Genomic DNA, 24,953 nt, shown 5'->3' on the forward strand with positions numbered 1-24,953 from the left:
CCTGCGTTCGGCCTCTGGGAAAGGGGCGGTAGATCTGAAGCAACAGCAAGATCAAGATCAAAAGATCGCAGCCTTCGGCAGCTCCTACAGGGGGAATCGTGCGCTCTGTAGGAGCGAGCTTGCTCCGGGCGGCGTTCCGACGATGAATTCGAAGGCAACGCATTTTTCCAGACAGTACGCGTTATCGTTCACGTCCATCGCGAGCAGGCTCGCTCCCACATAAAAGCAGATTGGTGTACATCCGCTTTTCACCACTCAACAGGCCGAGCGTTAGCTCGCCTGCAGCTGTTGATCTCGATGCACCGCCCCCTCGAGAGGCCGAGTGGAGGTTCTGCGCAGTGGGCAACCCGGCATGGATGCCGGGTTAGCCGCCCCCGGCCATGGATGGCCGATGGCGGCGGGCCCACGGAGCAGGACCGGAGCGAGGGCATGCCGAGCCTAGGCGAGGCACCGAACGAAAGGGGCAAGAGCGTTTGGTTACTTTGCGCTTTTCAAAGTGACCCGCCGTAAGGGCGGAACCCTAAGCGGCCGTTACCGCAGAAATGGTTATACACCCAATCAATGTGTGCGCCTGAAGCACCTAACTTCAGAACGCCGTCACGCCCCCATCCACCGCCAACGAGTGCCCCGTAGTAAACGCGGCACCGTCGCTGCACAGATACAGCACCGCACTGGCGATCTCCTCGACCTTGCCGATACGACCCACCGGGTGCATGGCATTGGCGAACTCGGCTTTCTTGGGGTCCGCTTCATAGGCACGGCGGAACATGTCGGTGTCGATTACTGCCGGACACACCGCGTTCACACGAATCTTTTTCTTGGCATATTCGATGGCTGCCGATTTGGTCAGCCCGATCACCGCGTGCTTCGACGCTGCGTAAATACTCATTTTCGGCGCAGCCCCGAGACCGGCGACGGACGCGGTGTTGACGATCGCGCCGCCCCCTTGGGCGAGCAGCAAGGGCAACTGGTACTTCATACACAGCCAGACGCCTTTGACATTGACGCCCATGATTGCGTCGAACTCATCGGCCGTGCCTTCTGCCAGCTTGCCCTTCTCGATCTCGATGCCGGCGTTGTTGAAGGCATAGTCGAGACGGCCGTAGGTATTCACCACTTCGTCCATCAGATTTTTTACGTCGCTTTCCAGCGTGACGTTACAGCGCACAAAAGTCGCTTCGCCGCCCGCCGTGCGAATCAACGCCACCGTGCCCTCACCGCCCGCGGTGTCCAGGTCGGCGACCACCACTTTCAACCCCTCGGCGGCGAACGCCTGGGCTGTCGCGCGGCCAATGCCATTGGCCGCGCCAGTCACAACGGCGACCTGGCCGGAAAACGTCATGCTCATTGTTATGTCCTCGAAAAGAGAAATGCGGGAGATCGCGTGCTCCCAGTCTAGTCACAGGGATTTGCAGCGCGGCAGCACTATCAGAGGGCCGGTTGAGCACCCATGAGTTGCAGTGATAGAACCGCCCGCCTGACTATCACCGTACTGGATAGAAGTGCATTCGCCGCATCAGCCAAACTTGCGGCCTCGATCATGAAGGTCTATCAACAAGGCTTCATTCATCTTGAGTGCCTGTCATGACTACCCAGACCAATCGCCAGTTCCTGCTCGCCAAACGCCCAGTGGGCGCGGCGACTCGCGAGACATTCACCTATCAGGAAGTCCCGGTCGGCGAACCGGCTGCGGGTCAGATCCTGGTCAAAAACGAATACCTGTCCCTGGACCCGGCCATGCGTGGCTGGATGAACGAGGGCAAGTCCTACATTCCGCCGGTAGGCATTGGCGAAGTGATGCGCGCATTGGGCGTAGGCAAAGTCGTCGCCTCGAACAACCCGGGGTTTGCAGTCGGGGACTATGTGAATGGTGCGCTGGGTGTGCAGGATTTTTTCCTCGGCGAGCCACGCGGTTTCTACAAGGTCGATCCGAACCTGGCACCGCTGCCGCGCTACTTGTCCGCCTTGGGCATGACCGGGATGACTGCCTACTTCGCCTTGCTTGATGTCGGCGCCCCCAAGGCCGGTGACACCGTGGTGCTGTCAGGCGCCGCCGGCGCAGTGGGCAGCATTGCCGGGCAAATCGCCAAGATCAAAGGTTGCCGTGTCGTCGGCATCGCCGGTGGCGCAGATAAATGCCAGTTCCTGATCGACGAACTGGGTTTCGATGGTGCCATCGACTACAAGAACGAAGACGTCCACGCCGGTCTCAAGCGCGAATGCCCGAAAGGGGTGGACGTGTATTTCGATAACGTCGGCGGCGATATTCTCGACGCAGTGCTGGGCCGTCTGAACATGAAGGCGCGGGTGGTGATTTGCGGCGCCATCAGCCAGTACAACAACAAGGAAGCGGTCAAGGGTCCGGCCAACTACTTGTCGCTGCTGGTCAACCGCGCGCGGATGGAAGGCTTTGTGGTGATGGACTACGCCGCGCAGTTCGCCGCCGCCGGGCAGGAAATGGCGGGCTGGATGGCCAAGGGGCAGCTCAAGAGCAAGGAAGACATCGTCGAAGGACTGGAGACGTTCCCGGAGACACTGATGAAGTTGTTCAGCGGGGAGAATTTCGGGAAGTTGGTGTTGAAGGTTTAAAAGCAGTAAATCAAAAGATCGCAGGCTGCGCCAGCTCCTACAGGGGTATGCGATCCCATGTAGGAGCTGCCGAAGGCTGCGATCTTTTTAGGCCAGTTCGGCGACGACGGCCGCCAATGCCTTGGCCGGATCCTTCGCCTGGCTGATCGGACGGCCGATCACCAGATAGTCGGAACCGGCATCCAGCGCCTGACGCGGGGTCAGAATGCGACGCTGATCGTCCTGGGCGCTGCCCGCCGGACGTATGCCCGGCGTCACCAGTTGCAGCGACGGATGAGCCGACTTCAACGCCTGGGCTTCCAGCGCCGAACACACCAGACCGTCCATCCCGGCTTTTTCCGCCAGCGCGGCCAGGCGCAACACTTGCTCCTGCGGCTCGATGTCCAGACCGATACCCGCCAGATCCTCACGCTCCATGCTGGTCAGCACCGTCACGCCGATCAGCAGCGGCTTAGGGCCGGTACGCTGGTCGAGCACTTCGCGGCACGCAGCCATCATGCGCAAACCGCCGGAGCAGTGCACGTTGACCATCCATACGCCCATTTCAGCAGCCGCCTTGACAGCCATTGCCGTGGTGTTCGGAATGTCGTGGAACTTGAGGTCGAGGAACACTTCGAAACCCTTGTCGCGCAAGGTGCCGACGATTTCCGAGGCGCAACTGGTGAACAGTTCTTTACCGACTTTGACCCGGCACAGTGTCGGGTCCAACTGGTCGGCCAGCTTCAGTGCGGCGTCACGGGTGGGGAAATCCAGGGCGACGATGATAGGAGTCTGGCAGACGGACATGTGCGGGCTCTCAGGCAGGACGAAATCGGCGCGCATTGTAGCGGAACCAGCGCCGCTGCGGGACCCGATGATCGGTAAATCATCGGGACAGCTCAAGCAAGACTAGCCCTTGCAGCAATTGTGTCGAGCCCGATACACACACGACACGCCCACTACACCCTTCCTCGCTACCCTCGGCAGCCGCAACACGTCCTTACAGCACTTCCCGCCTCAGGGCCGGACGCCTATGCTGAAGCCACAACCTCGCAGCCTATCTTTGTGGTTGGCAGCCTACCTGGCAGATGAACGCACGCATGCACAACACCCAAGCAACCGTGAACGACGATCAAAAAGCACCCGGCGACGACAAACGCTGGAGCATTCGCGCGCTGATCGTCGACGACGACGTCCCGATCCGCGAGTTGATGATCGACTACCTGGCCCGGTTCAATATCCACGCCAGCGGCGTCACCGATGGCGCTGCCATGCGCCTGGCAATGCAAGCGGAGCATTTCGACGTGGTGGTGCTCGACCTGATGCTGCCGGGCGAAGATGGTTTGTCACTGTGCCGCTGGCTGCGCGCCGAATCGGACATCCCGATCCTGATGCTCACCGCCCGCTGCGAACCCACCGACCGGATCATCGGCCTGGAACTGGGCGCAGACGATTACATGGCCAAGCCGTTCGAGCCACGCGAACTGGTCGCACGCATTCAGACCATTCTGCGTCGAGTGCGCGACGACCGCACCGAGCAACGGGCCAACGTCCGCTTCGACAACTGGCGCCTGAACAGCGTGCTGCGCCAGTTGATCGCCGCCGATGGCCTGGTGGTGCCGCTGTCCAACGCCGAATTCCGGTTGCTCTGGGTGTTCATCGAACGACCCCGCCGTGTACTCAGCCGCGAACAATTGCTGGATGCCGCACGCGGTCGCTCCATCGAAGCCTTTGATCGCAGCATTGACCTGCTGGTCTCGCGCCTGCGCCAGAAACTCGGCGATGATCCAAAAGCCCCACAGCTGATCAAGACCGTTCGCGGAGAGGGTTACCTGTTCGATGCACGAGATATCAGCTGATGCGTGCGCGCTTCGATACGCTGTTCGGCCGCCTGTTTGGCGTGCTGTTGGTAGCGATTATCCTGGCGCACCTGTTGGCGTTTGCCTGGTTCCACCATTACGGCCCGCCGCCGCCCCCTCCGCCGCCGGAGTTTGCCGACAATCACGACGGGCAACGCCCTCCGATGGACCCTCGCTTCGAAAACCGGCCACCTCGGCCGTGGTTCGGCGGCCCCTTGGTGCCACTGACCTTTCAGCTGATATCGCTGATCATTGCTGCCTGGTACGGCGCCAAACTGCTGAGCCGGCCGATCCAGCGTTTGAGCGACGCTGCCGAACGCTTGAGTGAGAACCTCGACAGCCAGCCTCTGGATGAGTCTGGCCCACGGGAAGCGCGGCAAGCCGCGCACACATTCAACAAGATGCAGCAACGCATTCGTGAACAAGTACAGCAACGCTCACGGATGCTGGGCGCGGTGTCTCACGACCTGCGCACGCCGTTATCACGGCTAAAGTTGCGTCTGGAGCAGATCGACAACGACAAGCTGCAAGGCCAGATGCGTCAGGATCTGGATGACATGATCAGCATGCTCGACGCCACCCTGACCTACCTGCACGAACAGCGCACCAGCGAGGCACGACAGTGGATGGACGTGCAGGCGCTGATCGAATCCCTCTGCGAAAACGCCCAGGACCAGGGCGCCGATGTCCAGGCCAGCGGCCACTGCGCGCCCCTGCAAGTACAGCCAATGGCTTTACGCTCGTGCATCAACAACCTGCTGGACAACGCCCTGCGCTATGCCGGGGAAGGGTTGATTACGCTGGAAGACTATCGCGAGCAACTGCTGATCCGGGTCATCGACCACGGACCGGGGATCGCGATGGATAAACGTGAAGCGGTGTTTGAACCGTTCTTTCGTCTGGAGGGGTCGCGTAATCGTAATTCTGGCGGTGTCGGTCTAGGCATGACCATTGCCCGCGAGGCGGCCGAACGGCTGGGCGGACAATTGAGCCTGGAAGAAACCCCAGGTGGTGGACTGACGGCGGTCATCCGTTTGCCCCGTACTTGAATACACCACCGCCAACTGTGGGAGCGAGCCTGCTCGCGAAAGCGGTTGATCATTCAACACTGATGTCGACTGACCCGCCGCATTCGCGAGCAGGCTCGCTCCCACAGGATCCGGGCCTGGCTTGATATGCATGTGTACCGAACGGTACAAACCTCACATACCCACGACACCTTGCCCCTTGAGGCTGCATAAGCCGGTGCACCCACCGGTTTCCCATTCCAAGGAGTGAGCCCAATGATCGGTAGCGTCAGTAACTACACGAGCTATTCCAGCACCAGCAGCACCACAACCAACAGCGCCCGTAGCCAGCAATTTCAGAAAGAGTTGCTGGCCAAACTCGACACCAACAGCGACGGCGCGGTGGATCAGGATGAACTCAAGAGCGCCCTGTCACAGAAATCCGACGACGGTCTGCTGGTCAGCCTGAGCAAAAATTTTGCTGATCTGGACAGTGACGGCAGTGGCAGCCTGAGCAGTGAAGAGATGGCCGCGATGGCCCCACCTCCGCCGCCGCCACAAGATCAGGCACCCAACACTGAGCTTGCCGATGCGTTGATCAGCGCCCTCGACACCGACGGTGACGGCGCCATCAGCAGCGATGAACTGAGCAATGGCCTGACCAGCGCCGGCAGCGGTGCCGATAGCAAAGACATCTTCTCGGCGTTGGACAAGAACAAGGACGGCACCGTCAGCAAAGACGAACTCGCCGCCAGCCTCGCCCCGCCTCCACCGCCGCCACAGCAGGCGTCCAGCGACGAACTGTTCAGCCAGCTGGATACGGACAGTGACGGCAGCGTCACTGCCACCGAACTAAGCAGTGCGGTACAGGCCAGCGACAGCACCTCATCGACCAGCACCGACACCAGCGCGGCGCTGCTCAAAGTGCTGGACAGCGACGGCAGCGGTGGCGTCAGCAGCGACGAGTTGAAAGCCGCGCTACAAGCCGGTCGCGAGAAGAGCAACGACAGCTCCACCGCTCAGTCGAATGTTTCAGAAGCGCTGAACAAAATGATCGCCAACCTGAGCAAGCAGTATTCGCTCGACAAGGTGGCGAGCGTGGGCAAGTACCTCAACGTGGCCACTTAAGTCAAAAGCATCGCGAGCAGGCTCACTCCCACAGTAAACCGTGTCTAACTTGAAAATACGGTCAAATGTGGGAGCGAGCCTGCTCGCGAAGAGGCCATTAGCCTCAACAAAAAAACTTAAGGCCGGCGATCTTCAACGCGCGCCTGGCTTTTGCTCCAGTCGGTCAACAGGCTATAAGCCACCGCCAACAACGTCGGGCCGATGAACAAGCCAATGAACCCAAACGCAATCAACCCGCCAAACACGCCCAACAACACAATCACCAACGGCAAATTCCCACCGCGGCTGATCAAATACGGCTTCAGCACATTGTCGACGCCGCTGATAATGAACGTCCCCCAAATGCCGAGAAACACCGCCATCCCGTACTCGCCCTTCCAGGCCAGCCAGGCCGTGGCGGGTATCCACACCAACGGCGGCCCCATGGGAATCAGGCTGAGCAGGAAGGTCACGATACCGAGAACCAGTGCGCCAGGCACCCCGGCAATTAAAAACCCGATCAACGCCAGAACCGCCTGAGCCGCCGCCGTCCCGATCACGCCGTTCACCACCCGCTGAACGGTCCCCGCCACCAGTTCGATGTAATAGCCGGCCCGTTGCCCAATCAGCCGCTCCAGCAACCCATGAACAAACGCTGCCAATCGTGGCCCGTCACGGTAGAAAAAGAACACAAAGACAATGCTCAACGTCAGCTCGAGAATGCCGCCGCCAATCTGCGCACTGCGCGCCAGCAACCAGTTACCGACCTGGCCCAGGTATGGCTTGACTGCCAGCATCATCGCCGCGCCCTGCTGATCGATGCTGTTCCAGATAACCACCAACCGTGCGCCCACCAGGGGAACACCGGCCAGCCAGATCGGCGCTTCAGGCAGACCGTCGACCTGCACATCCTTGATGAACGCCGTGGCATCACGCACATGATCCGCCAGGTTGAACCCCAGCCACACCAGCGGCACCGCCACCAACAGCATCCAGCCAAGCGTCAGCAATGCCGCCGCCAGTGCCTCCCGACCATTGAGCAAACGGGTCAGCAAGCGCATCAGCGGCCAACTGGCAAACGCCAGCACGGCCCCCCAGAACAACGCTGACCAGAACGGCGCCATCACCCAAAAGCTCGCGCCAAACAGCACCAGGAGCAGGATCTGCACCAACAGCCGATCGTTATTGATCATCCAAGTCTCGAAAAAAGTCAGTTCGCAAAAGAGCAGGCGAACGCGACAAGCGCGTTCGCCTGATGAAGCTTATCGCAACAGTTCCACGTGCAGGCCAGAGCCGTCAACGCTGCCGGTTTCCATCCGAGCCGCACGCACGCCCTGGCCAATCAGCGCCTGACGCCAGGCTTCGGCGTTCGGTCCGGAAACGTTGACCCTAAGGGTCGTATCCAGATTCAAGCCGCGCGAAAGCAAGCGCAGCCAGGTATCGTCAGGGGTATTGGTCAGTTTAGGGAAATCGAGCTCGCCAGTGCTTTTGAGCTGCCGCAACAAGGTGGCGGAAGTGGGCAGCAAATCACCCAGCGGCGCAGCGGCATCGAACTGCTCGACATGCAGATAGGCTTTGCGATTACCGCGAGTGATGCTGTAAAGCGCCACCAGCGTGCTGTCCTTTGGCGCCGCCAGACGCAACAGCAGATACGCCTGTTGATCATCGGCGCCGTAGAGTTTGGCGTTGCCGAAGACCTCATTGGCCCACAGGCTGCTTTCACCGCAATCACGGGCCTGGCACCAGAACAGCAACTCGGCACCCTGTTTCTGCAACGCTTCGCGGGCGGCGGTGAAGGCTTCCGTGGACGAATGTTCCGGCGGCAGTTCGTAGGTCACCGAGGTGGTTTGCCCGCGGGCGGTGACTTGACCGTCGAAACGCAACTGGCCGCTGATCTTGCGGATCGACCCCAGCGGGTAGATCCGCTCGAGTTCGACCGCCGGGCGATAGTCGACGATCTGCGCATCGACCATACGCGGCACGATCGGCAGGTCCTGGCTGCCCGGAACATCGGCGGCGAACAACACGGGACTGAAACAGCACAGCGCCAGCAAACTGAATGAACGCATGGATAGGCTCATCGTATCAGCATGGCCTGGGCGCCTTTGACGACGCTGGCATCGTCGATGCGTTCGGGTACCAGCAAACCACGCTGCACCGCCGGACGCGCCTCCATGGTCGCCATCCAGCGCTGCAACGCCGTCAAGCCATCCACCGCGACACCGGACCACTCGTGGCCACGAACCCATGGGTACGTGGCAATGTCGGCAATGCTGTACTCGCCAGCAAGGAATTCCACGGTTTGCAGGCGAGTGTCGAGCACCTCGTAGAGGCGACGGGTTTCATGCTGATAGCGGTCGATGGCGCCCTGGAGCTTCTCCGGGAAGTAGCGGAAAAACACGTTGGCCTGTCCCTGCATCGGGCCGATTCCACCCATCTGGAACATCAGCCATTGCAAAACCACCGAGCGCCCCTTCGGGTCCTTGGGCAGCAGCTTGCCGCTCAACTCGGCCAGGTAGATGAGGATGGCGCCGGACTCAAACACGGCAAAATCATCGTTGGCGCGATCGACAATCGCCGGAATCCGGCCATTGGGATTGAGCTTGAGAAAGTCCGGGGACTTTTGTTCCTTTTTGTCGAAACTCAAGGCGTGCACCGTGTAGGGCAGGCCGAGTTCCTCGAGCACGATAGAGACCTTGTGGCCATTCGGGGTCGCAGCGGTGTAGAGATCTATCATGGTTGTCTCCCATTTCAACCCGCCCAGCCTCGACAGTTGCCCGGCGCAAGTCAAGGAACGGCGAAGAACCGATTGAAACAGTCTGCGACAAGGTCGGCACCGGGTTCATCATTCAGGTGCAAATGATGGCCGCCAGGCAGCTGTTCACGGCTAAAGGGTAGACGCTCCAGCAACTCGGAATGTTTGGCGAGCATGCCGTCAGCTGCAACCACCAGCAATGCAGGACAACTGACCCGCTGGACGAAGGCCATGGCCTGCTCGGTTGTAAGACGTAGCGGCGATGGCAGCGTGAGACGGTTGTCGGTGCGCCAGGTGTAACCGCCCGGCACCGGCATCAAACCGCGCTGGGCCAGGAGTTCGGCGGCTTCGCGACTGACCGCTACCAGACCTTTCATTCTCGCCTCGATGGCGCGGTCCTGTGTGGTGTAGACGGGTTTGCGCTTTTCCTGCAGATCCAGCTGCGCCTGCAGGGCCATGCCCATACGTTCGGCAGCGTTTTCGCCTTTGTCTGTAGGCGGGATGATGCCGTCGATCAAGGCTAGATGCGTCACACGTTCAGGCAGCGACCCGGCGATGATCAACGAAGCGATCGCCCCCATGGAATGCCCCATCAGCGCAAACCGCTTCAAGCCCAGCTGTTCGGCGACTTGCAGTACGTCGTGGGCGTAGTCCCACATTGCATAACCGGCACCGGGCGGGCGATGCCCGGAGTGGCCGTGACCGGCCATGTCCAGCGCGATGATGCGCAAGCCTTTGAGCTTTGGCGCCAACCGGGCAAAGCTGTTGGCGTTGTCCAGCCAGCCATGCAAGGCAATCACCGGCAGGCCGTCTTCAGGGCCGAACAAATGTGCCGCCAACTCGATGTGCGGCAGGCTCAGGCGAACTTCTTCAACGACATGGCTCATACGCAATCCTGCTGACGACGACGTTCCCAGCGGCTGAACAGGTTCTTCAGCAGCGTGGCGGTATCCTGTGGTCGTTCGAGGGGAAACATGTGCCCACCGGGCATGGTCAGGGATTCGCCCTGCGGCATGCGCCCGACCGAACGGGTGTGATGGCGCATGACCACGCGACTCTTGTGCCCACGCACCACCGCCAGCGGCACTTTCAACTGCCGTGCGCGACCGGGGCTGGTGTGGGGCACGCCGCGGTAGATGCTGATTTCCGTGGCCGGATCGAAGCGCAGTCGCAGCTTGTCACCCACTGTGTGCAAGCCGTGTTGCAGGTACGCGTCGAAACACTCCGGATCGAATTCACGAAACAGGGTCTTACCGGCGAAATACACGCGCGCCGCCTCCAGATCGGCGAACTCTTCGCGTCGCCCCAGCGTGCGGCCAGCCGGGGTCAGGCGGTCGATAAAACCAAAACGCTTGGCCGCGCGGATGACCCACTGATCGGTACGGGTCAGCACCGGCGAATCGAGCATCACCACACCGCGGTACAGTTTGGGGCAACGCAACGCCGCGTGCAGGTGCAGTACGCCACCGAAGGAGTGGCCAACGCCCCAGACGGGCTCAGGCTGCTGCTCGAGATGATGAATCAGCTCGTCCACCAAATTGTGCCAATTGTCATCCGCCGGAAAACGCGGGTCATGGGCATGCTGTTCCAGATGCGTCACCTGATACTCGGGCGCCAGCGCCGCGAACAACTTGCCGTAGGTGCCCGAAGGAAAACCATTGGCGTGGGCGAAAAATATCTGTTGCGACATACCGGTCGATCCATCAACGAAAACAAGGGGTGATTGTCCGTAAGACAACGCCCTACAGCAATGACCATAACTGCCAGGAATGGTGGTAGGAGCTGTCGCAAAGATCAAAAGATCGCAGGCTGCGCCAGCTCCTACAGGTTGTCTGCGATCCAGTGTAGGAGCTGCCGAAGGCTGCGATCTTTTGATCTGAAAACTCAACGACCCGGCGGTGTTTCGCCCAACGGCACCACCGCCATGGTCAACCGCGACACGCAACTGGCCTTGCCCTCGTCGCTGGTCAAGCGGATATCCCAGACATGCGTGGTGCGACCGATGTGAATCGCCGTGGCCACTGCCGTTACCCGCCCGCTGCGCAATCCGCGCAAATGGTTGGCGTTGATTTCCAGACCGACGCAATAAAACTTGCTGGCATCGATGCACAGGTAACTGGCCATCGAGCCGACGCTTTCGGCCAGCACCACCGAGGCGCCACCGTGCAGCAAGCCGTAGGGCTGATGAGTGCGGTGGTCGATGACCATGCTCGCAGTGAGGGACGCTTCGTCGAAGGCTTCAAAGCGAATATCCAGCACTTCACCGATGGTGTTTTTCTGGATCGCGTTCAACTGCTCGATGTTGGGAGTGGTACGCCACAGACTCATCGCCGATTTCCTTTGTTGGTGTGTTCGTGGCTCAATCCTGCCACAGCACCACTTCGCTGCGCTCGCTCCATTCTTCGAACCGGGCGCCGTAAGCGGCTTCGATCATATTGCGTTTGATCTTCAGGGTCGGCGTCAGAAAGCCGTTTTCCACTGCCCAACTGTCCTTGACCACCACCAGCCGCCGCAAGCGCTCATGCTTGTCGAGGGCACTGTTAACCTCCTCCAGCAGTTTTTCCAGGCTGGAATGCAGACCGGCGCGCGCCGTCCCACCGGCGTCCTGCTGGCCGACCGCCGAGAGCACGCACAAGCCCAGCGGCGCACTCAAACCATCGCCGACCACACACACCTGCTCGATCCGCGAATGCACCGCCAGCCGATTTTCGATGGGCGCGGGGGCCACGTATTTGCCTTTGCTGGTCTTGAAGATTTCTTTCAGCCGCCCAGTCAGACGCAGGTTGCCTTCGGCGTCTTCCTCGCCCTTGTCACCGGTACGCAGGAAGCCGTCCTCGGTGATGGTTTCGGCGGTTTTTTCCGGTTCCTTGAAATACCCGAGCATGGTCGCGCCGCTGCGCACCATGACCTCGCCAGAGTCGGCGATCCGCACCTCGACGTCCGGACAAGGCTTGCCGATCCAGCCCGGTTTGTTCTGGCCCGGCAGGCAAACATGCGAATAGCCGCAGCTTTCGGTCATGCCGTAGACCTCCAGCACATCCAGCCCCAGCTTGCGATACCACAGCAACAAGGTTTGCGGAACCGGCGCCGCGCCGGACAAGGCAATGCGCAAGGCGTCGAGCCCAAGCCCGGCAAGGACTTTGTGTGCGACCCGCTTGCCAATGATCGGCAGACCGAGCAAAAAGTCGAGGCGCTTCGCCGGGATCTTGCTGTAGACGCCCATCTGGAACTTGGTCCAGATCCGTGGCACGCCGAACAATGCGGTGGGTCGTGCGCGCTGCAAATCGGCGAGGAAGGTATCGAGGCTCTCGGCAAAAAATACGGTTTGCCCGGTGTAGATCGACGCCAGCTCGACGAACATCCGCTCGGCGACATGGCACAGCGGCAGGTAGGACAGCAATCGGTCCGACTCATTGAGGCCGAAGAGCTGGGTGCCACGGGTGGTGGCAAACCCCAGATTGGCGAAGCTGTGCATCACCCCTTTGGGCATTCCGGTCGTGCCGGAGGTATAAATGATGGTTGCCAATTGATCGGCGGCAGGCTTCGGATCGTCCTGGATCGGCGAGCTGCGTTGCAGGTCGGCCCAGCTGAAATCGAAGTGGCCTTGCGGATGCAACGGCAGGCTGATGGTTGGCAGTTCCGGCTTGACCCCACGGGACATGCCAGACCAGTCATCGAGTTTGCCGATGAACACCAGCGCGGCTTCGGAATGTTCGAGCACTTGAGCCACGGACTCGGCTGTCAGGTTCGGGTACAGCGGAACCGAGACATGCCCGGCCATCCAGATCGCCAGGTCGGCGATGATCCAGTGGGCACAATTTTTCGAGATCAAGGCAATGTGGCTGCCTTGAGGCAGTTCGCGTGCTCGCAGCCAGTGCGCAGCGCAGCGCGCTTGATGACCCACCTCTTCCCACGTCAGCGTTTCGACCTGTCCACCACCCGTGGGCTGGACCAGAAAGCGCTGGCGGGGATGACGGGCCTCACGCTCATAGAAGACGTCCAGCGGCAAACGGAATGCAGCAGACATACGACTCGCTCCTGTTTTTCTGGTCTGGAGCAAGCGTAGTCAACCAAGCAGTTGCTTGGTTAATTATTTGAGGGCAGAAGAAAGATCAAAAGATCGCAGCCTCGTTGCACTCGACAGCTCCTACAAGGATTGCGCAATACCCTGTAGGAGCTGTCGAGTGCAACGAGGCTGCGATCTTTTGCTTTTAAGGGTGTTTGATGCCGTTGAGTTTCATAGCGCCGGCGAGCGGACCTTCACCTTCAAGTTCGGCAAGTCCGGCGGTTTTCACCGCTTCCGGCTGCTGCACATGACCGTGTTGCAAGTAACCCAACAGGTTGCCCACCAACGGGTTATGGCTGACCAGCAGCGCGTAATCCACCGACACCAATTGCTCCGCCACTACTTGTGGGCTGTAGCCGGGGGTCAACCATTCGACGGTGCGAATGTCCGGCTGGAACCCCAGCGCTTCACGCACCAGCTGCGCGGTCTGCTGCGCTCGCTGGTAAGGACTGGCGTAGATAGCCGTGAGCGGCTGGCCGATCAGTTCGGCGGCGCTGCGCAGCACTTCTTCGCAACCGTGAGGGGTCAATGCCCGTTCGGAGTCTGGACGCGAGCCATACGGCTCGGCTTCACCATGACGCAATACCCAGAGTTTCATAGCTTGGGTTCCTCATCTCGGGCCGGATGCGGGGCGGGCGCCACAACGTGCGGCGCTTCACCTTCCGGCGTACGCGGCGTCGGCCAGTCGGCGAACGGCCAGGGTTTCTGGTCGCTGTGGAAACTGCCGAAACGCCCGATCTGTGCCAGGAACTGGCTCAGGCTGTCGCCGAAGTTCATCAGGCTGGCGCTCGGGGCGCCATAAATCAAACGATAGATCAACTGCACCAGCACCACTGCACCAAGGATGAATTGCGCCACCTGCCAGACCAGCACGAAGACGATCATCCACAACACACGCAGCAGGATGGATTCGTACCTGGCTTCTGTTTTCGGATCGTTCATGTCTCGCTCTCCTGCTCCTTTATAGGGAGCGTGCTCAGTTAAAACCGCTGGTGGAAATAAAGTCGACATCGGTTTTCGGTTCGCCGCGCATCAACAGCTCAATCACCTGATTAAGCGTGCGCCCTTCGAACAGGATCGCGTGCAGCCCGGCGACCAGCGGCATATACACGCCAACCTCCTGCGCCTTGGCCTTGAGCACTTTGAGGGTGTTCACGCCTTCGGCGACTTCGCCCAGGCGCGTCACCGCATCTTCCAGGCTCAAGCCCTGACCGAGGGCGAACCCGACCTGATAGTTACGGCTTTTCGGCGACGAACAGGTGACGATCAAATCGCCCACGCCAGCCAGGCCGAGGAAGGTCATCGGGTTGGCGCCCTGATTGACCGCGAAGCGAGTCATTTCCGCCAGCGCCCGGGTGATCAACATGCTTTTGGTGTTCTCGCCCATACCCAGCGCCACCGCCATGCCGGCGATGATCGCGTAGACGTTTTTCAGGGCCCCGCCCAGCTCCACGCCGAAGCGGTCGGCGCTGGCATAGACGCGGAAGGTACGGCCATGCAACGCGTCCTGGACGCGCTGGCAGAGTTCCTCGTCTTCGCTGGCGACCACCGTGGCGGTCAGCGCGTGCTCAGCGATTTCACGCGCCAGGTTCGGCCCGGACAGCACGCCGATGCGCGCTTGCGGGGCAATTTCTTCGAGAATTTCGCTCATCAGCTTGAACGTGTGGGCTTCGATGCCTTTGGTCAGGCTCACCAGCAGCTTGCCGCTCAAACGGTCCGCGTGCGGCACCAATACCGAACGCAGCGCGCTGGACGGCAGCGCAACGAAACACAGTTCGCAGGTGTCCAGCGTGGCTTGCAAGTCAGTGACCGGCTCCACGCCCGGAAGAATCTTGATGCCTTTGAGGTAGCGCGGGTTCTCGCGATTGACCCGAATAGACTCGGCCTGCTCAGGATCACGCATCCACTGTCGGACCTGATACCCGTTCTCGGCCAGTAGATTAGCCACGGCGGTTCCAAAACTTCCGCCTCCCAGGACCGCAATTGGGCGCTGTTCAGTCATATGCAATCCGTTAATCCATACCAGTGGCGATGTCGGCATTATACGGAGCGGCCCAGTGGCGGCCAGCCCCCGCGTCAATTACCGGCAGTTGTAGAAAGAAGACCAACAAAACCGAGGAAAATGCCGGCATCGTGACTGGAAAAGTCGACCGTCTCGGTTAACATGCGCGCCAGTTAATCGCGATCAAGGCTGTGTTGTGTCTCTTGACTCTCCTTCAACCCGCTCGCCAGTGGCGTTCTAAGATGCGCTATTGGTCATGGATGACGCCAACCTTTGGCCGCCTGCTGGCCCTGCTGTGCCTTATGTTTGCCGGCTTACTGAGCAGCCTGCCGACAAACGCCGCGGACATCCTGCTGATCGGCGCCGAAGACGGCCCCGGGGTGCAGTCTTTCGCTAAGGCCCTTGGCAACTTGCGCCCGGCCGACAGCGTGCGCTTCCAGTCACTGGCCAGACTGCCGGCGCCGGACGAACTACCGGCCAGCAGCCGTTTGATTTTGCTCGATCTGCCAAGCCTCGACTGGCGCCTGCAAGACAGCCAAGGCCCGGCGACGCTGGTGTTGTGCATCAGTCGCCTGCAAGCCCGCCAACATCTGGGGGCTGCCCTGCCCCAGCACCTCAGTCTGCTCTGGAGCGATCCACCGCTGGACCGGCAACTGCGCCTGACGCGACACCTGCTGCCGCAGGCCCGAAGGATCGGCGTGTTGTACGACAGCCACGGCGAATTCCTCTTGAACGAATTGCGTCAAGCCGCCCGGCCGTTAGGCTTTGAGGTCGTCACCGAGCGCTGGGACAACACCAATGACAGCCATCCGTTGCAGAGCCTGCTAAAAAACAGCGACGTGTTGCTGGGTCTCGACGATCCTGATCTGTACAACCCGAAAACCGCGAAAAATCTGCTGTTCAGTAGCTATTTGCGGCAACGGGCGCTGATCGGCCCCAACCCCGGGTTCGTCAAGGCGGGCAGCCTGGCCAGCACCTACAGCGATCAGAGCGATTGGCTGGCGATCCTCGACGACCTGCTCGACCGACCACCCGAAACCTGGCCGCGCGCGCGCTACCCGCAACACTTCAAAGTCTTGAGTAACGCACAAGTCGCTCGTTCATTAGGGATTGAACCAACGAATGACGCGTCTCTCGCCACTCAGCTGACCGAAGGAGAACGCCGCCAATGACCTTCTGGCGCCGCTGGGATATCAATACCCGCACCCAAATCATCAGCCTCGGCCCGGCGTTGTTGCTGACGTTGCTGTTGATCAGTTTTTTCACCTTTGTGCGGATCCAGGACCTGCGTCAGGAACTCAACCACACCGGCCAACTGATCGCCAACCAACTGGCACCCGCCACTGAATACGGGGTGATCTCGGGTAACAATGAAGTACTCGACAGTTTGCTCAAGGCGACCCTGGCCACGCCCAATGTGCGCTTTCTGGAAGTTCAGGACAGCGCCAACCGGAGTTTGGTGTACGTCGAGCGACCGTCGCAAATCCTCCACCGCTCGCAGCAGGTCGAAGTGTTCCAGGCCCCGGTGCGGCTGCAACGGATCCCGCTGCACAATGATTTTTTCCAGAACAACAAAGTCACCGGCAATGCCCCCGCTGAGGATTACCTGGGGCGGGTGATCGTTGGCCTGTCCAACGACGCGTTCAGTCAGCGTCAGCAGGAAATCCTGCTCAAGGCCGGCGTTCTGGCGCTGTTCGCCCTGCTGTTTACTTTCCTCGTGGCCCGGCGCCTGGCCGGTGGCCTGTCGCAACCGATCCGCGACATCGGCAACGCGGTCAAGGCGATTCAAGCGGGCGACTACAGAACCCCGCTGCCGATCGTCGATGACACCGAGCTGGGTGCGCTGTCGCAACACATCAATAACCTCGCCCACGGTCTCGAACAAGCGAGTCGCGAACAGCATCAGGCGATGGCACAGTTGATCCAGACCCGCGAACAAGCGGAAAAAGCCAACAATGCCAAGTCCGATTTCCTCGCGATGATGAGCCACGAATTGCGCACGCCGATGAATGGCGTGCTCGGCATGCTGCAATTGCTGGAAACCACCGACATGACCGAGGAGCAAGTCGAATACGCGGCGCTGGCCTCGGAGTCCACCGAACATTTGCTCAAAGTCATTAACGACATACTCGACTTCTCGCGCATCGAGCGTTCGGAACTGGAGCTTGAGCACATTCCGTTCAACCTGGTGGACCTGATCAGCAGTTGCGCCCAATCCTTCCAGCACAGCGCGGCACAACGCGGGCTCGATCTGCAATTGCGAGTCCCTGAAGACATGCGCGCGTTGCAGGTACAGGGCGACCCGACGCGGATCCGGCAAATTCTGGTGAACCTGGTCGGCAATGCGCTGAAGTTCACCGAAGAGGGTCTCGTCACCATCGAGCCGCAGTGGCAATCGCTGGATCACGAACTGCTGTGGTTTACCTGCACCGTGCGCGACAGCGGGATCGGCATCTCGGCCGAAAGCCTGGAATTGATGTTCAACGCGTTCCAGCAGGCCGACAGTTCTATTTCGAGGCGTTACGGCGGCACTGGCCTGGGCCTGCCGATTGCCCGCACGCTGGCCGAACGAATGGGCGGTACCCTGCGCGCTCAGAGCGAAGAAGGTCGCGGCTCGGTGTTCACCCTGGAAATCCCGCTGGCACTCTATAAACAGACGCTACCGGTGCGGGTGCCGCGCGTGCAGACCGGCAGCGGTGATGATGAAGGTGAAGGTGAAAGTGAAGGGCGCAATGTGCTGCTGGTCGAAGACAACCCGGTCAATCAGACAGTCATCGAAGCAATGTTGCGCAGTCTGGGCTTTACTGTCAGCGTCGCCACCGATGGCGCGCAAGCGGTGCGCAGTGCCGAGAGTCTGATTTTCGAAGCGATTCTGATGGATTGCCGCCTGCCGATTATCGATGGCTACGAGGCGACGAGGCAGATCCGTCAACTGCCCGGTTGTGCAGACGTGCCAATCATCGCCCTGACCGCCAATGCGTTGCAGGGGGACCGCGAAGCCTGCTTATCGGCGGGAATGAACGATTACCTGGCCAAGCCCTTCAAACGTACTGATCTGCAGCAGATTTTGCAGCGCTGGGTGCAGTAGTGCAGGCCTTTCGACCATCTGCGACTGGCGTGAAAGGCGAAAGTGCGGCAGTCTTAGTCACCCGAACAGGCCCGAAAAGGGGCTTGAATAATAATTTCAGTGCACAAGTGTACATTCATGTACTTGGTGCTGTGACTTTCACCACAACGCAATAGTCTATGAGTAGGCTGCTGACTCGAGGCATGAACGCTTCGATCGGCCGGGAAGATTTGCCCCACCCTGCCGCATGGGACTATTGAGGAGCTCGCATGACCCAACAAAACGCCTTTACTCGGGAAGACCTGCTGCGCTGCAGTCGCGGCGAGCTGTTCGGCCCAGGTAACGCACAACTGCCCGCCCCGAACATGCTGATGGTGGATCGCATCACCCATATCAGTGCCGAGGGTGGCAAGTACGGCAAAGGTGAATTGGTCGCCGAGCTGGATATCACTCCGGACCTGTGGTTTTTCGCCTGCCACTTCGAAGGTGATCCGGTGATGCCAGGCTGCCTGGGCCTTGACGCCATGTGGCAACTGGTCGGCTTCTTCCTGGGCTGGCAAGGCCTGCCGGGCCGTGGCCGTGCGCTGGGTTCGGGCGAAGTGAAATTCTTTGGCCAGGTTCTGCCGACGGCCAAGAAAGTCACCTATAACATTCAGATCAAGCGCGTGCTGAAGGGCAAGCTGAACCTGGCCATCGCCGATGGTTCGGTCACTGTCGACGGCCGCGAGATCTACACCGCCGAAGGCCTTCGGGTCGGCGTTTTCACCTCCACTGACAACTTCTAAGGGTTATCCGCATGCGCCGCGTCGTTATCACTGGTCTGGGCATCGTTTCGTGCCTGGGCAATGACAAAGAGACCGTCTCCGCTAACCTGCGTGCAAGCCGCCCTGGCATCCGGTTCAACCCGGAATATGCTGAAATGGGTCTGCGTAGCCAGGTTTCCGGCTCCATTGACCTTCCCCTCGAAGAGCTGATCGATCGCAAGATCTATCGCTTCGTTGGCCACGCGGCGGCTTACGCCTACCTGGCCATGAAAGACGCCATCGCAGACTCCGGCCTGACCGATGAGCAAGTCTCCAACCCGCGTACCGGCCTGATCGCCGGTTCCGGTGGCGCCTCCACACTGAACCAGATGGAAGCGCTGGACATCCTGCGCGAGAAAGGCGTGAAGCGCGTTGGCCCATACCGCGTCACGCGGACCATGAGCAGCACCGTTTCCGCTTGCCTGGCCACCCCGTTCAAGATCAAGGGCCTGAACTACTCCATCGCTTCTGCCTGCGCCACCAGTGCTCACTGCATCGGTACCGCCATGGAACAGATCCAGATGGGCAAGCAGGACATCGTGTTCGCCGGCGGTGGTGAAGAAGAGCATTGGAGCCAGTCGTTCCTGTTCGACGCCATGGGCGCTCTGTCCAGCCAGTACAACGAAACCCCGGAAAAAGCTTCCCGTGCCTACGACGCCAAGCGTGACGGTTTCGTCATCGCCGGCGGTGGCGGCATGGTCGTGGTCGAAGAGCTGGAACACGCTCTGGCTCGCGGCGCGAAGATCTACGCAGAAATCGTTGGCTACGGCGCGACCTCCGATGGCTACGACATGGTTGCGCCAAGCGGCGAAGGTGCTATCCGCTGCATGCAGATGGCCATGTCCACCGTTGACGCTCCGATCGACTACCTGAACACCCACGGCACCTCGACTCCGGTCGGCGACGTCGCGGAAATGAAAGGTGTGCGTGAAGTGTTCGGCGACAAGGCACCGGCCATCAGCTCCACCAAGAGCCTGTCGGGTCACTCCCTGGGCGCCGCCGGCGTTCACGAAGCGATCTACTGCATGCTGATGATGGAAGGCAACTTCATGGCGGGCTCCGCCAACATCAACGAACTGGACCCGGAAGTGGCTGACATGCCAATCCTGACCAAGACGCGCGAAAACGCCACCATCAACACCGTGATGAGCAACAGCTTCGGCTTCGGTGGCACCAACGCTACGTTGGTACTGAAGCGCTGGCAGGGTAAGTAATACCCCACAGCTACGCAGCACACGAAAACGCCCCGACTGGTTCGGGGCGTTTTTTTTTGCTTTGGGAAATACCCCTGTAGGTGCTGCCGCAGGCTGCGATCTTTTGATCTTGATTTGTGATTTTAAAGATCAAAAGATCGCAGCCTTCGGCAGCTCCTACAGATTTTGTGTAGCACCCAAACATGAAGCTTTTGTCATAAAACTCAGCGCCCTGCGACCGAATGTCGCGTGTTTGGCGGGCTGCAGCACTATTGCAAAATTCGCAATTGTTCATTACCAAACTCAATCGTTTACTTAGCAAGCTAACCAAATATATAACAGAGTCCTGCACATGCCTTGGTGCAGGTAACTGAGATTGGAGCTAGCAGATGACTGTAAAAGTAACTGAACGCGACGATTCACATATGTCTCATGAAGGCGTAGCCGCCGGTATCCGTATCTGGGACGTGCATCAACAGGACCTGTTGGTCGGGATGTTCCACTCCGAGACTGACGCGCACAACTACAAAGCCGAACTGGAAACACTGGAGCAGAAACGTGAGTTACTTTCGGCCTAGGCGCGTAACTTGAGCAACTACAGCATTGAAAACGACAAACCCCGCCATGAGCGGGGTTTGTCGTTGTTGCAGCCTCTAACGGCTTACCACATCAGATCGTCCGGGATCTGATAGGCCGCGTACGGATCGTCTTCAGCAGCCGCTTCTTCCGTCTGCACGTTCAACTGCACGATACGCTGTGGATCGCGCTCCTGGATCTTCAGGGCCGCTTCACGCGGGATCACTTCGTAGCCGCCGGCATGGTGCACGATCGCCAGCGATCCGTTGCTGAGCTTATTGCGCATCAGCGTGTTGACGGAGAGGCGCTTGACCTTCTTGTCGTCGACGAAGTTGTAGTAGTCCTCGGTCGTCAGCTTTGGCAGACGCGAGACTTCGATCAACTGCTTGACCTGCGCGGCGCGAGCCTTGGCTTCGGCCTTCTCCTGCTGCTGACGGTTCAGTTCCTGGTCACGCTTGACCTTCTCCGCCAGTGCTTCCTGGGCCAGGCGCTGCTGGGTGTCGTCCTGTTCGATCTGGCCTTTATGAACCAGGCGCTGTTGTTTCTGCTTCTCTTTGCCGACCTGTTTGGCCTGCTTTTGGTTGACCAGTCCTGCTTTGAGTAACTGGTCGCGAAGGGAAATGCTCATGGTGCTTATTTCTCACTTAGGCAACTGCTCAACCGCAGCTGGGCAAATTCTTTTCCTGACGTTTGGCTTCGCCCCACAAGGCGTCCAACTCTTCGAGGGTGCAATCTTCTATGGGACGGTGGGTGTCGCGCAATGCCTGTTCGATAAAACGGAAGCGTCTTTCGAACTTGCTGTTGGCGCCACGCAGTGCAGTTTCCGGATCGACCTTGAGATGACGCGCCAGATTGACCACCGAAAACAGCAGATCCCCGACCTCATCGGCAATGGCTGCCGAGTCGTTATCGGCCATGGCTTCGAGCACTTCATCGAGTTCCTCGCGGACCTTATCCAGCACCGGCAAGGCGTCCGGCCAGTCGAAACCGACCTGCCCTGCCCGCTTCTGCAATTTGGCTGACCGAGACAGTGCTGGCAGCGCCGTGGGCACGTCGTCGAGCAACGACAACTGCTCCGGCGCGGATGATTTCTCGGCGCGCTCTTCAGCCTTGATCTCCTCCCAACGCTGCTTGACCTGCTCTTCACTCAGACGCGGGACATCCAGCGGCGCATACAGATCGCCGGTGGGGAACACGTGAGGATGACGGCGGATCAGCTTGCGGGTAATGCTGTCGATGACGCCGGCGAATTCGAAGCGCCCTTCTTCCCGTGCCAGCTGGCTGTAATAAACCACCTGGAACAGCAGATCACCCAACTCCCCCTGCAAATGATCGAAGTCACCGCGCTCGATGGCGTCAGCGACTTCGTAGGCTTCTTCAAGAGTGTGCGGGACGATGGTGGCGTAGGTTTGCTTGATGTCCCACGGGCAGCCGAACTGCGGGTCGCGCAGTCGGTTCATCAGGTGCAGCAAGTCTTCAAGTGAATACATCGATCAATCTCTTCCGCTCTATGTAGGAGCGAGCTTGCTCGCGATGGACGTTAACGATGACGCGTGCAGTCTGGATGAACGCGTCGCCCTCTGGTTCTTCGCGAGCAAGCTCGCTCCTACAGTAAAGCGCTCCGTCTTATGGCGTACGGTTACGCCGGGCTTCAATAATGTTCGGCAACTGGGAAATCCGCCCCAGCAAACGACCCAATGCATCCAGCCCCGGAATCTCGATGGTCAGGGACATCAGCGCGGTGTTGTCCTCCTTGTTCGAGCGGGTGTTGACCGCCAGCACGTTGATTCGCTCGTTCAGCAATACCTGGGACACGTCTCGCAGCAAACCGGACCGGTCGTAGGCACGGATGATGATGTCCACCGGATAGGTGAGCACCGGCACCGGGCCCCAGCTGACCTGGATGATCCGCTCCGGCTCGCGCCCGCCCAGTTGCAACACCGAGGCGCAGTCCTGACGGTGAATGCTCACACCGCGGCCCTGGGTGATGTACCCAACGATCGCATCCCCGGCAGCGGCTGGCAGCAGCCCGCCATCTGGGTCATCAGGTTGCCGACGCCCTGGATCTGAATATCGCCGCGCTTGCCCGGTTTGTAGCCGGTGGCTTTACGCGGGATCAACTCCAGCTGTTCGCTGCCGCGCTCCGGCTCGACCAGTTGTTGCGCCAGGTTGACCAGTTGCGCCAGGCGCAAATCGCCAGCACCGAGTGCGGCGAACATGTCCTCGGCGGTTTTCATGTTGGCCTTTTCGGCCAGCTTGTCGAAATCCACCGCTGGCAGACCGAGGCGATTGAGTTCGCGTTCGAGCAGGGTTTTACCGGCCGCGACGTTCTGATCCCGAGCCTGCAATTTGAACCAGTGAACGATCTTCGCCCGCGCTCGCGAGGTGGTGACGTAACCCAGGTTCGAGTTCAGCCAGTCGCGGCTCGGGGTGCCGTGCTTGCTGGTGATGATCTCGACCTGTTCACCGGTTTGCAGGCTGTAGTTGAGCGGCACGATCCGCCCGTTGATCTTGGCGCCGCGGCAGTTGTGACCGATTTCGGTGTGCACGCGGTAGGCGAAGTCCAACGGCGTCGCGCCTTTGGGCAAGTCGATGGCGTGACCGTCCGGGGTGAAGATGTAGACCCGGTCCGGTTCGATATCGACCCGCAGTTGTTCAGCCAGACCACCAATGTCGCCGAGCTCTTCGTGCCACTCGAGCACCTGCCGCAGCCAGGAGATTTTCTCTTCGTAGTGGTTGGAGCCGGATTTGACGTCGGTGCCTTTGTAACGCCAGTGCGCGCAAACACCCAGCTCGGCCTCTTCGTGCATGGCGTGGGTGCGGATCTGCACTTCCAGCACCTTGCCCTCAGGGCCGATCACCGCCGTGTGCAAAGAACGGTAGCCGTTCTCTTTGGGGTTGGCGATGTAGTCGTCGAACTCTTTCGGGATGTGCCGCCACAAGGTGTGGACGATACCGAGCGCGGTGTAGCAGTCGCGCATTTCCGGCACCAGCACGCGCACGGCGCGCACGTCATAGATCTGGCTGAACTCCAGGCCTTTGCGCTGCATTTTGCGCCAGATCGAATAGATGTGTTTGGCCCGGCCGCTGATGTCGGCATCGACGCCAGTGGCGGTCAGCTCATTCTTCAACTGGCTCATCACGTCGGCGATGAAACGCTCGCGATCCAGTCGCCGCTCGTGCAGCAACTTGGCGATCTGCTTGTATTGATCGGGCTCAAGGTAACGGAAGGACAAATCCTCCAGCTCCCACTTGATGTGACCGATACCGAGACGGTGGGCAAGCGGCGCATAGATGTCGAAGACTTCACGGGCCACGCGATTGCGCTTCTCGTCGTCGGCAGTTTTCACCGCGCGAATCGCGCAGGTACGCTCCGCCAGTTTGATCAGCGCGACGCGCACGTCGTCGACCATGGCCACCAGCATTTTGCGCAGGTTTTCCACCTGGCCCTGAGTCCCCAGCACCAGGGATTGACGGGGGCTCAGGCTGGCGCTGATCGCCGCCATGCGCAGCACGCCATCGATCAGTTTGGCGACCACCGGACCGAAGCGCTGGCTGACCGCCGGCAGTTCGATCTGGCCTTCGCGCACGCCACGGTACAGGACCGCTGCGACCAACGAATCCTGGTCGAGCTTGAGGTCGGCGAGAATCTCGGCGATCTCAAGGCCCGTGCGAAAACTCGAAGTCCCTTCGGACCACAGGTTCTTCGCCGCATTGGCTTGTTGTTCGGAGGCACGAGCGAACTCGCACGCGTCTTTCAAGGCTTCGCGATCCAGTGCCGGATCGACACTGACCGCGTGATCGAGCCAAGCCTCGAGATTGATACTGCCGTCGGTGTTGATCGGCTGGTGTGCTCTCACCTGTACCATCTTGCTTACCTTCCCTACGACGCAGATTCAATGCGTCAAAATCGCTGACCTTCGTTGCCCGTGAGCCGACGCGGGGCTGGT

Annotated in this window: 24 protein-coding genes and 1 pseudogene; 9 read left to right on the plus strand and 16 right to left on the minus strand. The window is 60.0% G+C overall.

The annotated features are described in order from the left end of the window. Positions 1-586 precede the first annotated feature (586 nt). Positions 587-1,348, minus strand: a complete 762-nt coding sequence (locus JFU37_RS05885) for an SDR family oxidoreductase (RefSeq protein ID WP_201113925.1) — start codon at positions 1,346-1,348, stop codon at positions 587-589. A gap of 236 nt (positions 1,349-1,584) precedes the next feature. Here JFU37_RS05885 and JFU37_RS05890 point away from each other — a divergent pair, with 236 nt between their 5' ends. After that, positions 1,585-2,589, plus strand: coding sequence for an NADP-dependent oxidoreductase (locus tag JFU37_RS05890; RefSeq protein WP_201113927.1), 1,005 nt, complete (start codon positions 1,585-1,587; stop codon positions 2,587-2,589). Between the two features lie 87 nt (positions 2,590-2,676). Here JFU37_RS05890 and pyrF read toward each other — a convergent pair whose 3' ends face one another. Beyond that, complete coding sequence (gene pyrF, locus JFU37_RS05895) at positions 2,677-3,375, minus strand: orotidine-5'-phosphate decarboxylase (protein ID WP_201116425.1); 699 nt, start codon at positions 3,373-3,375, stop codon at positions 2,677-2,679. A gap of 293 nt (positions 3,376-3,668) precedes the next feature. Here pyrF and JFU37_RS05900 point away from each other — a divergent pair, with 293 nt between their 5' ends. From JFU37_RS05900 to xopAW, 3 genes are all read left to right on the plus strand, one after another. Then, positions 3,669-4,427, plus strand: coding sequence for a response regulator (locus JFU37_RS05900; RefSeq protein WP_201113928.1), 759 nt, complete (start codon positions 3,669-3,671; stop codon positions 4,425-4,427). Further along, complete coding sequence (locus JFU37_RS05905) at positions 4,427-5,476, plus strand: HAMP domain-containing sensor histidine kinase (RefSeq protein ID WP_201113929.1); 1,050 nt, start codon at positions 4,427-4,429, stop codon at positions 5,474-5,476. Before JFU37_RS05900 ends, JFU37_RS05905 begins: the two co-directional genes overlap by 1 nt. 234 nt (positions 5,477-5,710) lie before the next feature. After that, entirely contained in the window at positions 5,711-6,562 is an 852-nt protein-coding gene (gene xopAW / locus JFU37_RS05910) for an EF-hand domain-containing protein (protein WP_201113930.1), read from the plus strand. A gap of 116 nt (positions 6,563-6,678) precedes the next feature. Here xopAW and JFU37_RS05915 read toward each other — a convergent pair whose 3' ends face one another. From JFU37_RS05915 to JFU37_RS05960, 10 genes are all read right to left on the minus strand, one after another. Continuing rightward, the gene (locus tag JFU37_RS05915; RefSeq protein ID WP_201113932.1) at positions 6,679-7,734 is read right to left on the minus strand and encodes an AI-2E family transporter; all 1,056 of its coding nucleotides are present in this window, start codon (positions 7,732-7,734) and stop codon (positions 6,679-6,681) included. 69 nt (positions 7,735-7,803) lie between these two features. Beyond that, complete coding sequence (locus JFU37_RS05920; RefSeq protein WP_201113935.1) at positions 7,804-8,610, minus strand: DUF4892 domain-containing protein; 807 nt, start codon at positions 8,608-8,610, stop codon at positions 7,804-7,806. A gap of 8 nt (positions 8,611-8,618) precedes the next feature. Beyond that, a complete protein-coding gene (locus tag JFU37_RS05925) occupies positions 8,619-9,278 on the minus strand; it encodes a glutathione S-transferase family protein (protein ID WP_201113937.1) in 660 nt (219 codons plus the stop codon). 50 nt (positions 9,279-9,328) lie between these two features. Next, positions 9,329-10,183 carry an alpha/beta hydrolase gene (locus JFU37_RS05930; protein WP_201113939.1) on the minus strand — a complete coding sequence of 285 codons (855 nt, stop codon included), beginning with the start codon at positions 10,181-10,183 and terminating at the stop codon, positions 9,329-9,331. Further along, a complete protein-coding gene (locus tag JFU37_RS05935) occupies positions 10,180-10,986 on the minus strand; it encodes an alpha/beta fold hydrolase (protein ID WP_201113941.1) in 807 nt (268 codons plus the stop codon). Before JFU37_RS05935 ends, JFU37_RS05930 begins: the two co-directional genes overlap by 4 nt. Positions 10,987-11,180: 194 nt before the next feature. Then, complete coding sequence (locus tag JFU37_RS05940) at positions 11,181-11,624, minus strand: hotdog fold thioesterase (RefSeq protein ID WP_201113943.1); 444 nt, start codon at positions 11,622-11,624, stop codon at positions 11,181-11,183. 31 nt (positions 11,625-11,655) lie between these two features. After that, on the minus strand, positions 11,656-13,323 hold the full coding sequence (locus JFU37_RS05945) for an AMP-binding protein (RefSeq protein ID WP_201113945.1): 1,668 nt from the start codon (positions 13,321-13,323) through the stop codon (positions 11,656-11,658). A gap of 184 nt (positions 13,324-13,507) precedes the next feature. After that, complete coding sequence (sixA, locus tag JFU37_RS05950) at positions 13,508-13,960, minus strand: phosphohistidine phosphatase SixA (RefSeq protein WP_201113947.1); 453 nt, start codon at positions 13,958-13,960, stop codon at positions 13,508-13,510. Further along, entirely contained in the window at positions 13,957-14,304 is a 348-nt protein-coding gene (locus tag JFU37_RS05955; protein WP_201113949.1) for a DUF4389 domain-containing protein, read from the minus strand. Before JFU37_RS05955 ends, sixA begins: the two co-directional genes overlap by 4 nt. A 34-nt stretch (positions 14,305-14,338) precedes the next feature. Beyond that, complete coding sequence (locus JFU37_RS05960; protein ID WP_201113951.1) at positions 14,339-15,364, minus strand: NAD(P)H-dependent glycerol-3-phosphate dehydrogenase; 1,026 nt, start codon at positions 15,362-15,364, stop codon at positions 14,339-14,341. A gap of 242 nt (positions 15,365-15,606) precedes the next feature. Between JFU37_RS05960 and JFU37_RS05965 the strand changes: the two genes are divergently transcribed. From JFU37_RS05965 to fabB, 4 genes are all read left to right on the plus strand, one after another. Beyond that, on the plus strand, positions 15,607-16,536 hold the full coding sequence (locus tag JFU37_RS05965; RefSeq protein WP_201113953.1) for an ABC transporter substrate-binding protein: 930 nt from the start codon (positions 15,607-15,609) through the stop codon (positions 16,534-16,536). Continuing rightward, positions 16,533-18,452 (plus strand): ATP-binding protein, encoded by a 1,920-nt coding sequence (locus tag JFU37_RS05970; RefSeq protein WP_201113955.1) that lies wholly within the window; start codon positions 16,533-16,535, stop codon positions 18,450-18,452. The genes JFU37_RS05965 and JFU37_RS05970 overlap by 4 nt, the downstream gene beginning before the upstream one ends. A gap of 248 nt (positions 18,453-18,700) precedes the next feature. Further along, entirely contained in the window at positions 18,701-19,216 is a 516-nt protein-coding gene (gene fabA / locus JFU37_RS05975; RefSeq protein WP_201113965.1) for a 3-hydroxyacyl-[acyl-carrier-protein] dehydratase FabA, read from the plus strand. Positions 19,217-19,227: 11 nt separating this feature from the next. After that, positions 19,228-20,448: a beta-ketoacyl-ACP synthase I gene (gene fabB / locus JFU37_RS05980; protein WP_201113973.1), complete on the plus strand. Its 1,221-nt coding sequence runs from the start codon at positions 19,228-19,230 to the stop codon at positions 20,446-20,448. Between the two features lie 10 nt (positions 20,449-20,458). On the opposite strand, the gene JFU37_RS05985 is transcribed toward fabB, so the two are convergent. Next, the gene (locus tag JFU37_RS05985; RefSeq protein WP_201113975.1) at positions 20,459-20,722 is read right to left on the minus strand and encodes a hypothetical protein; all 264 of its coding nucleotides are present in this window, start codon (positions 20,720-20,722) and stop codon (positions 20,459-20,461) included. 94 nt (positions 20,723-20,816) lie between these two features. Between JFU37_RS05985 and JFU37_RS05990 the strand changes: the two genes are divergently transcribed. After that, positions 20,817-21,005, plus strand: coding sequence for a hypothetical protein (locus JFU37_RS05990; protein WP_201113977.1), 189 nt, complete (start codon positions 20,817-20,819; stop codon positions 21,003-21,005). Positions 21,006-21,088: 83 nt separating this feature from the next. Here JFU37_RS05990 and JFU37_RS05995 read toward each other — a convergent pair whose 3' ends face one another. The 3 genes and pseudogenes from JFU37_RS05995 to relA all read right to left on the minus strand — a co-directional run bounded on the left by JFU37_RS05995 (position 21,089) and on the right by relA (position 24,872). Further along, positions 21,089-21,631 (minus strand): DUF2058 domain-containing protein, encoded by a 543-nt coding sequence (locus tag JFU37_RS05995; RefSeq protein WP_150634149.1) that lies wholly within the window; start codon positions 21,629-21,631, stop codon positions 21,089-21,091. A gap of 28 nt (positions 21,632-21,659) precedes the next feature. After that, entirely contained in the window at positions 21,660-22,493 is an 834-nt protein-coding gene (mazG, locus tag JFU37_RS06000; protein ID WP_201113985.1) for a nucleoside triphosphate pyrophosphohydrolase, read from the minus strand. 136 nt (positions 22,494-22,629) lie between these two features. Then, a pseudogene (relA, locus tag JFU37_RS06005) lies at positions 22,630-24,872 on the minus strand (GTP diphosphokinase). Positions 24,873-24,953 lie beyond the last annotated feature (81 nt).

Origin of the sequence: Pseudomonas sp. TH41, from assembly GCF_016650695.1 — a bacterium.
Taxonomy (GTDB): Bacteria; Pseudomonadota; Gammaproteobacteria; order Pseudomonadales; family Pseudomonadaceae; genus Aquipseudomonas.

Coding starts and splice junctions, on each gene's coding strand:
- JFU37_RS05885 (WP_201113925.1), bottom strand. CDS start 1,348: ATGAGCATGACGTTTTCCGGCCAGGTCGCCGTTGTGACTGGCGCGGCC.
- JFU37_RS05890 (WP_201113927.1), top strand. CDS start 1,585: ATGACTACCCAGACCAATCGCCAGTTCCTGCTCGCCAAACGCCCAGTG.
- pyrF (WP_201116425.1), bottom strand. CDS start 3,375: ATGTCCGTCTGCCAGACTCCTATCATCGTCGCCCTGGATTTCCCCACC.
- JFU37_RS05900 (WP_201113928.1), top strand. CDS start 3,669: ATGCACAACACCCAAGCAACCGTGAACGACGATCAAAAAGCACCCGGC.
- JFU37_RS05905 (WP_201113929.1), top strand. CDS start 4,427: ATGCGTGCGCGCTTCGATACGCTGTTCGGCCGCCTGTTTGGCGTGCTG.
- xopAW (WP_201113930.1), top strand. CDS start 5,711: ATGATCGGTAGCGTCAGTAACTACACGAGCTATTCCAGCACCAGCAGC.
- JFU37_RS05915 (WP_201113932.1), bottom strand. CDS start 7,734: ATGATCAATAACGATCGGCTGTTGGTGCAGATCCTGCTCCTGGTGCTG.
- JFU37_RS05920 (WP_201113935.1), bottom strand. CDS start 8,610: ATGCGTTCATTCAGTTTGCTGGCGCTGTGCTGTTTCAGTCCCGTGTTG.
- JFU37_RS05925 (WP_201113937.1), bottom strand. CDS start 9,278: ATGATAGATCTCTACACCGCTGCGACCCCGAATGGCCACAAGGTCTCT.
- JFU37_RS05930 (WP_201113939.1), bottom strand. CDS start 10,183: ATGAGCCATGTCGTTGAAGAAGTTCGCCTGAGCCTGCCGCACATCGAG.
- JFU37_RS05935 (WP_201113941.1), bottom strand. CDS start 10,986: ATGTCGCAACAGATATTTTTCGCCCACGCCAATGGTTTTCCTTCGGGC.
- JFU37_RS05940 (WP_201113943.1), bottom strand. CDS start 11,624: ATGAGTCTGTGGCGTACCACTCCCAACATCGAGCAGTTGAACGCGATC.
- JFU37_RS05945 (WP_201113945.1), bottom strand. CDS start 13,323: ATGTCTGCTGCATTCCGTTTGCCGCTGGACGTCTTCTATGAGCGTGAG.
- sixA (WP_201113947.1), bottom strand. CDS start 13,960: ATGAAACTCTGGGTATTGCGTCATGGTGAAGCCGAGCCGTATGGCTCG.
- JFU37_RS05955 (WP_201113949.1), bottom strand. CDS start 14,304: ATGAACGATCCGAAAACAGAAGCCAGGTACGAATCCATCCTGCTGCGT.
- JFU37_RS05960 (WP_201113951.1), bottom strand. CDS start 15,364: ATGACTGAACAGCGCCCAATTGCGGTCCTGGGAGGCGGAAGTTTTGGA.
- JFU37_RS05965 (WP_201113953.1), top strand. CDS start 15,607: ATGCGCTATTGGTCATGGATGACGCCAACCTTTGGCCGCCTGCTGGCC.
- JFU37_RS05970 (WP_201113955.1), top strand. CDS start 16,533: ATGACCTTCTGGCGCCGCTGGGATATCAATACCCGCACCCAAATCATC.
- fabA (WP_201113965.1), top strand. CDS start 18,701: ATGACCCAACAAAACGCCTTTACTCGGGAAGACCTGCTGCGCTGCAGT.
- fabB (WP_201113973.1), top strand. CDS start 19,228: ATGCGCCGCGTCGTTATCACTGGTCTGGGCATCGTTTCGTGCCTGGGC.
- JFU37_RS05985 (WP_201113975.1), bottom strand. CDS start 20,722: ATGAACAATTGCGAATTTTGCAATAGTGCTGCAGCCCGCCAAACACGC.
- JFU37_RS05990 (WP_201113977.1), top strand. CDS start 20,817: ATGACTGTAAAAGTAACTGAACGCGACGATTCACATATGTCTCATGAA.
- JFU37_RS05995 (WP_150634149.1), bottom strand. CDS start 21,631: ATGAGCATTTCCCTTCGCGACCAGTTACTCAAAGCAGGACTGGTCAAC.
- mazG (WP_201113985.1), bottom strand. CDS start 22,493: ATGTATTCACTTGAAGACTTGCTGCACCTGATGAACCGACTGCGCGAC.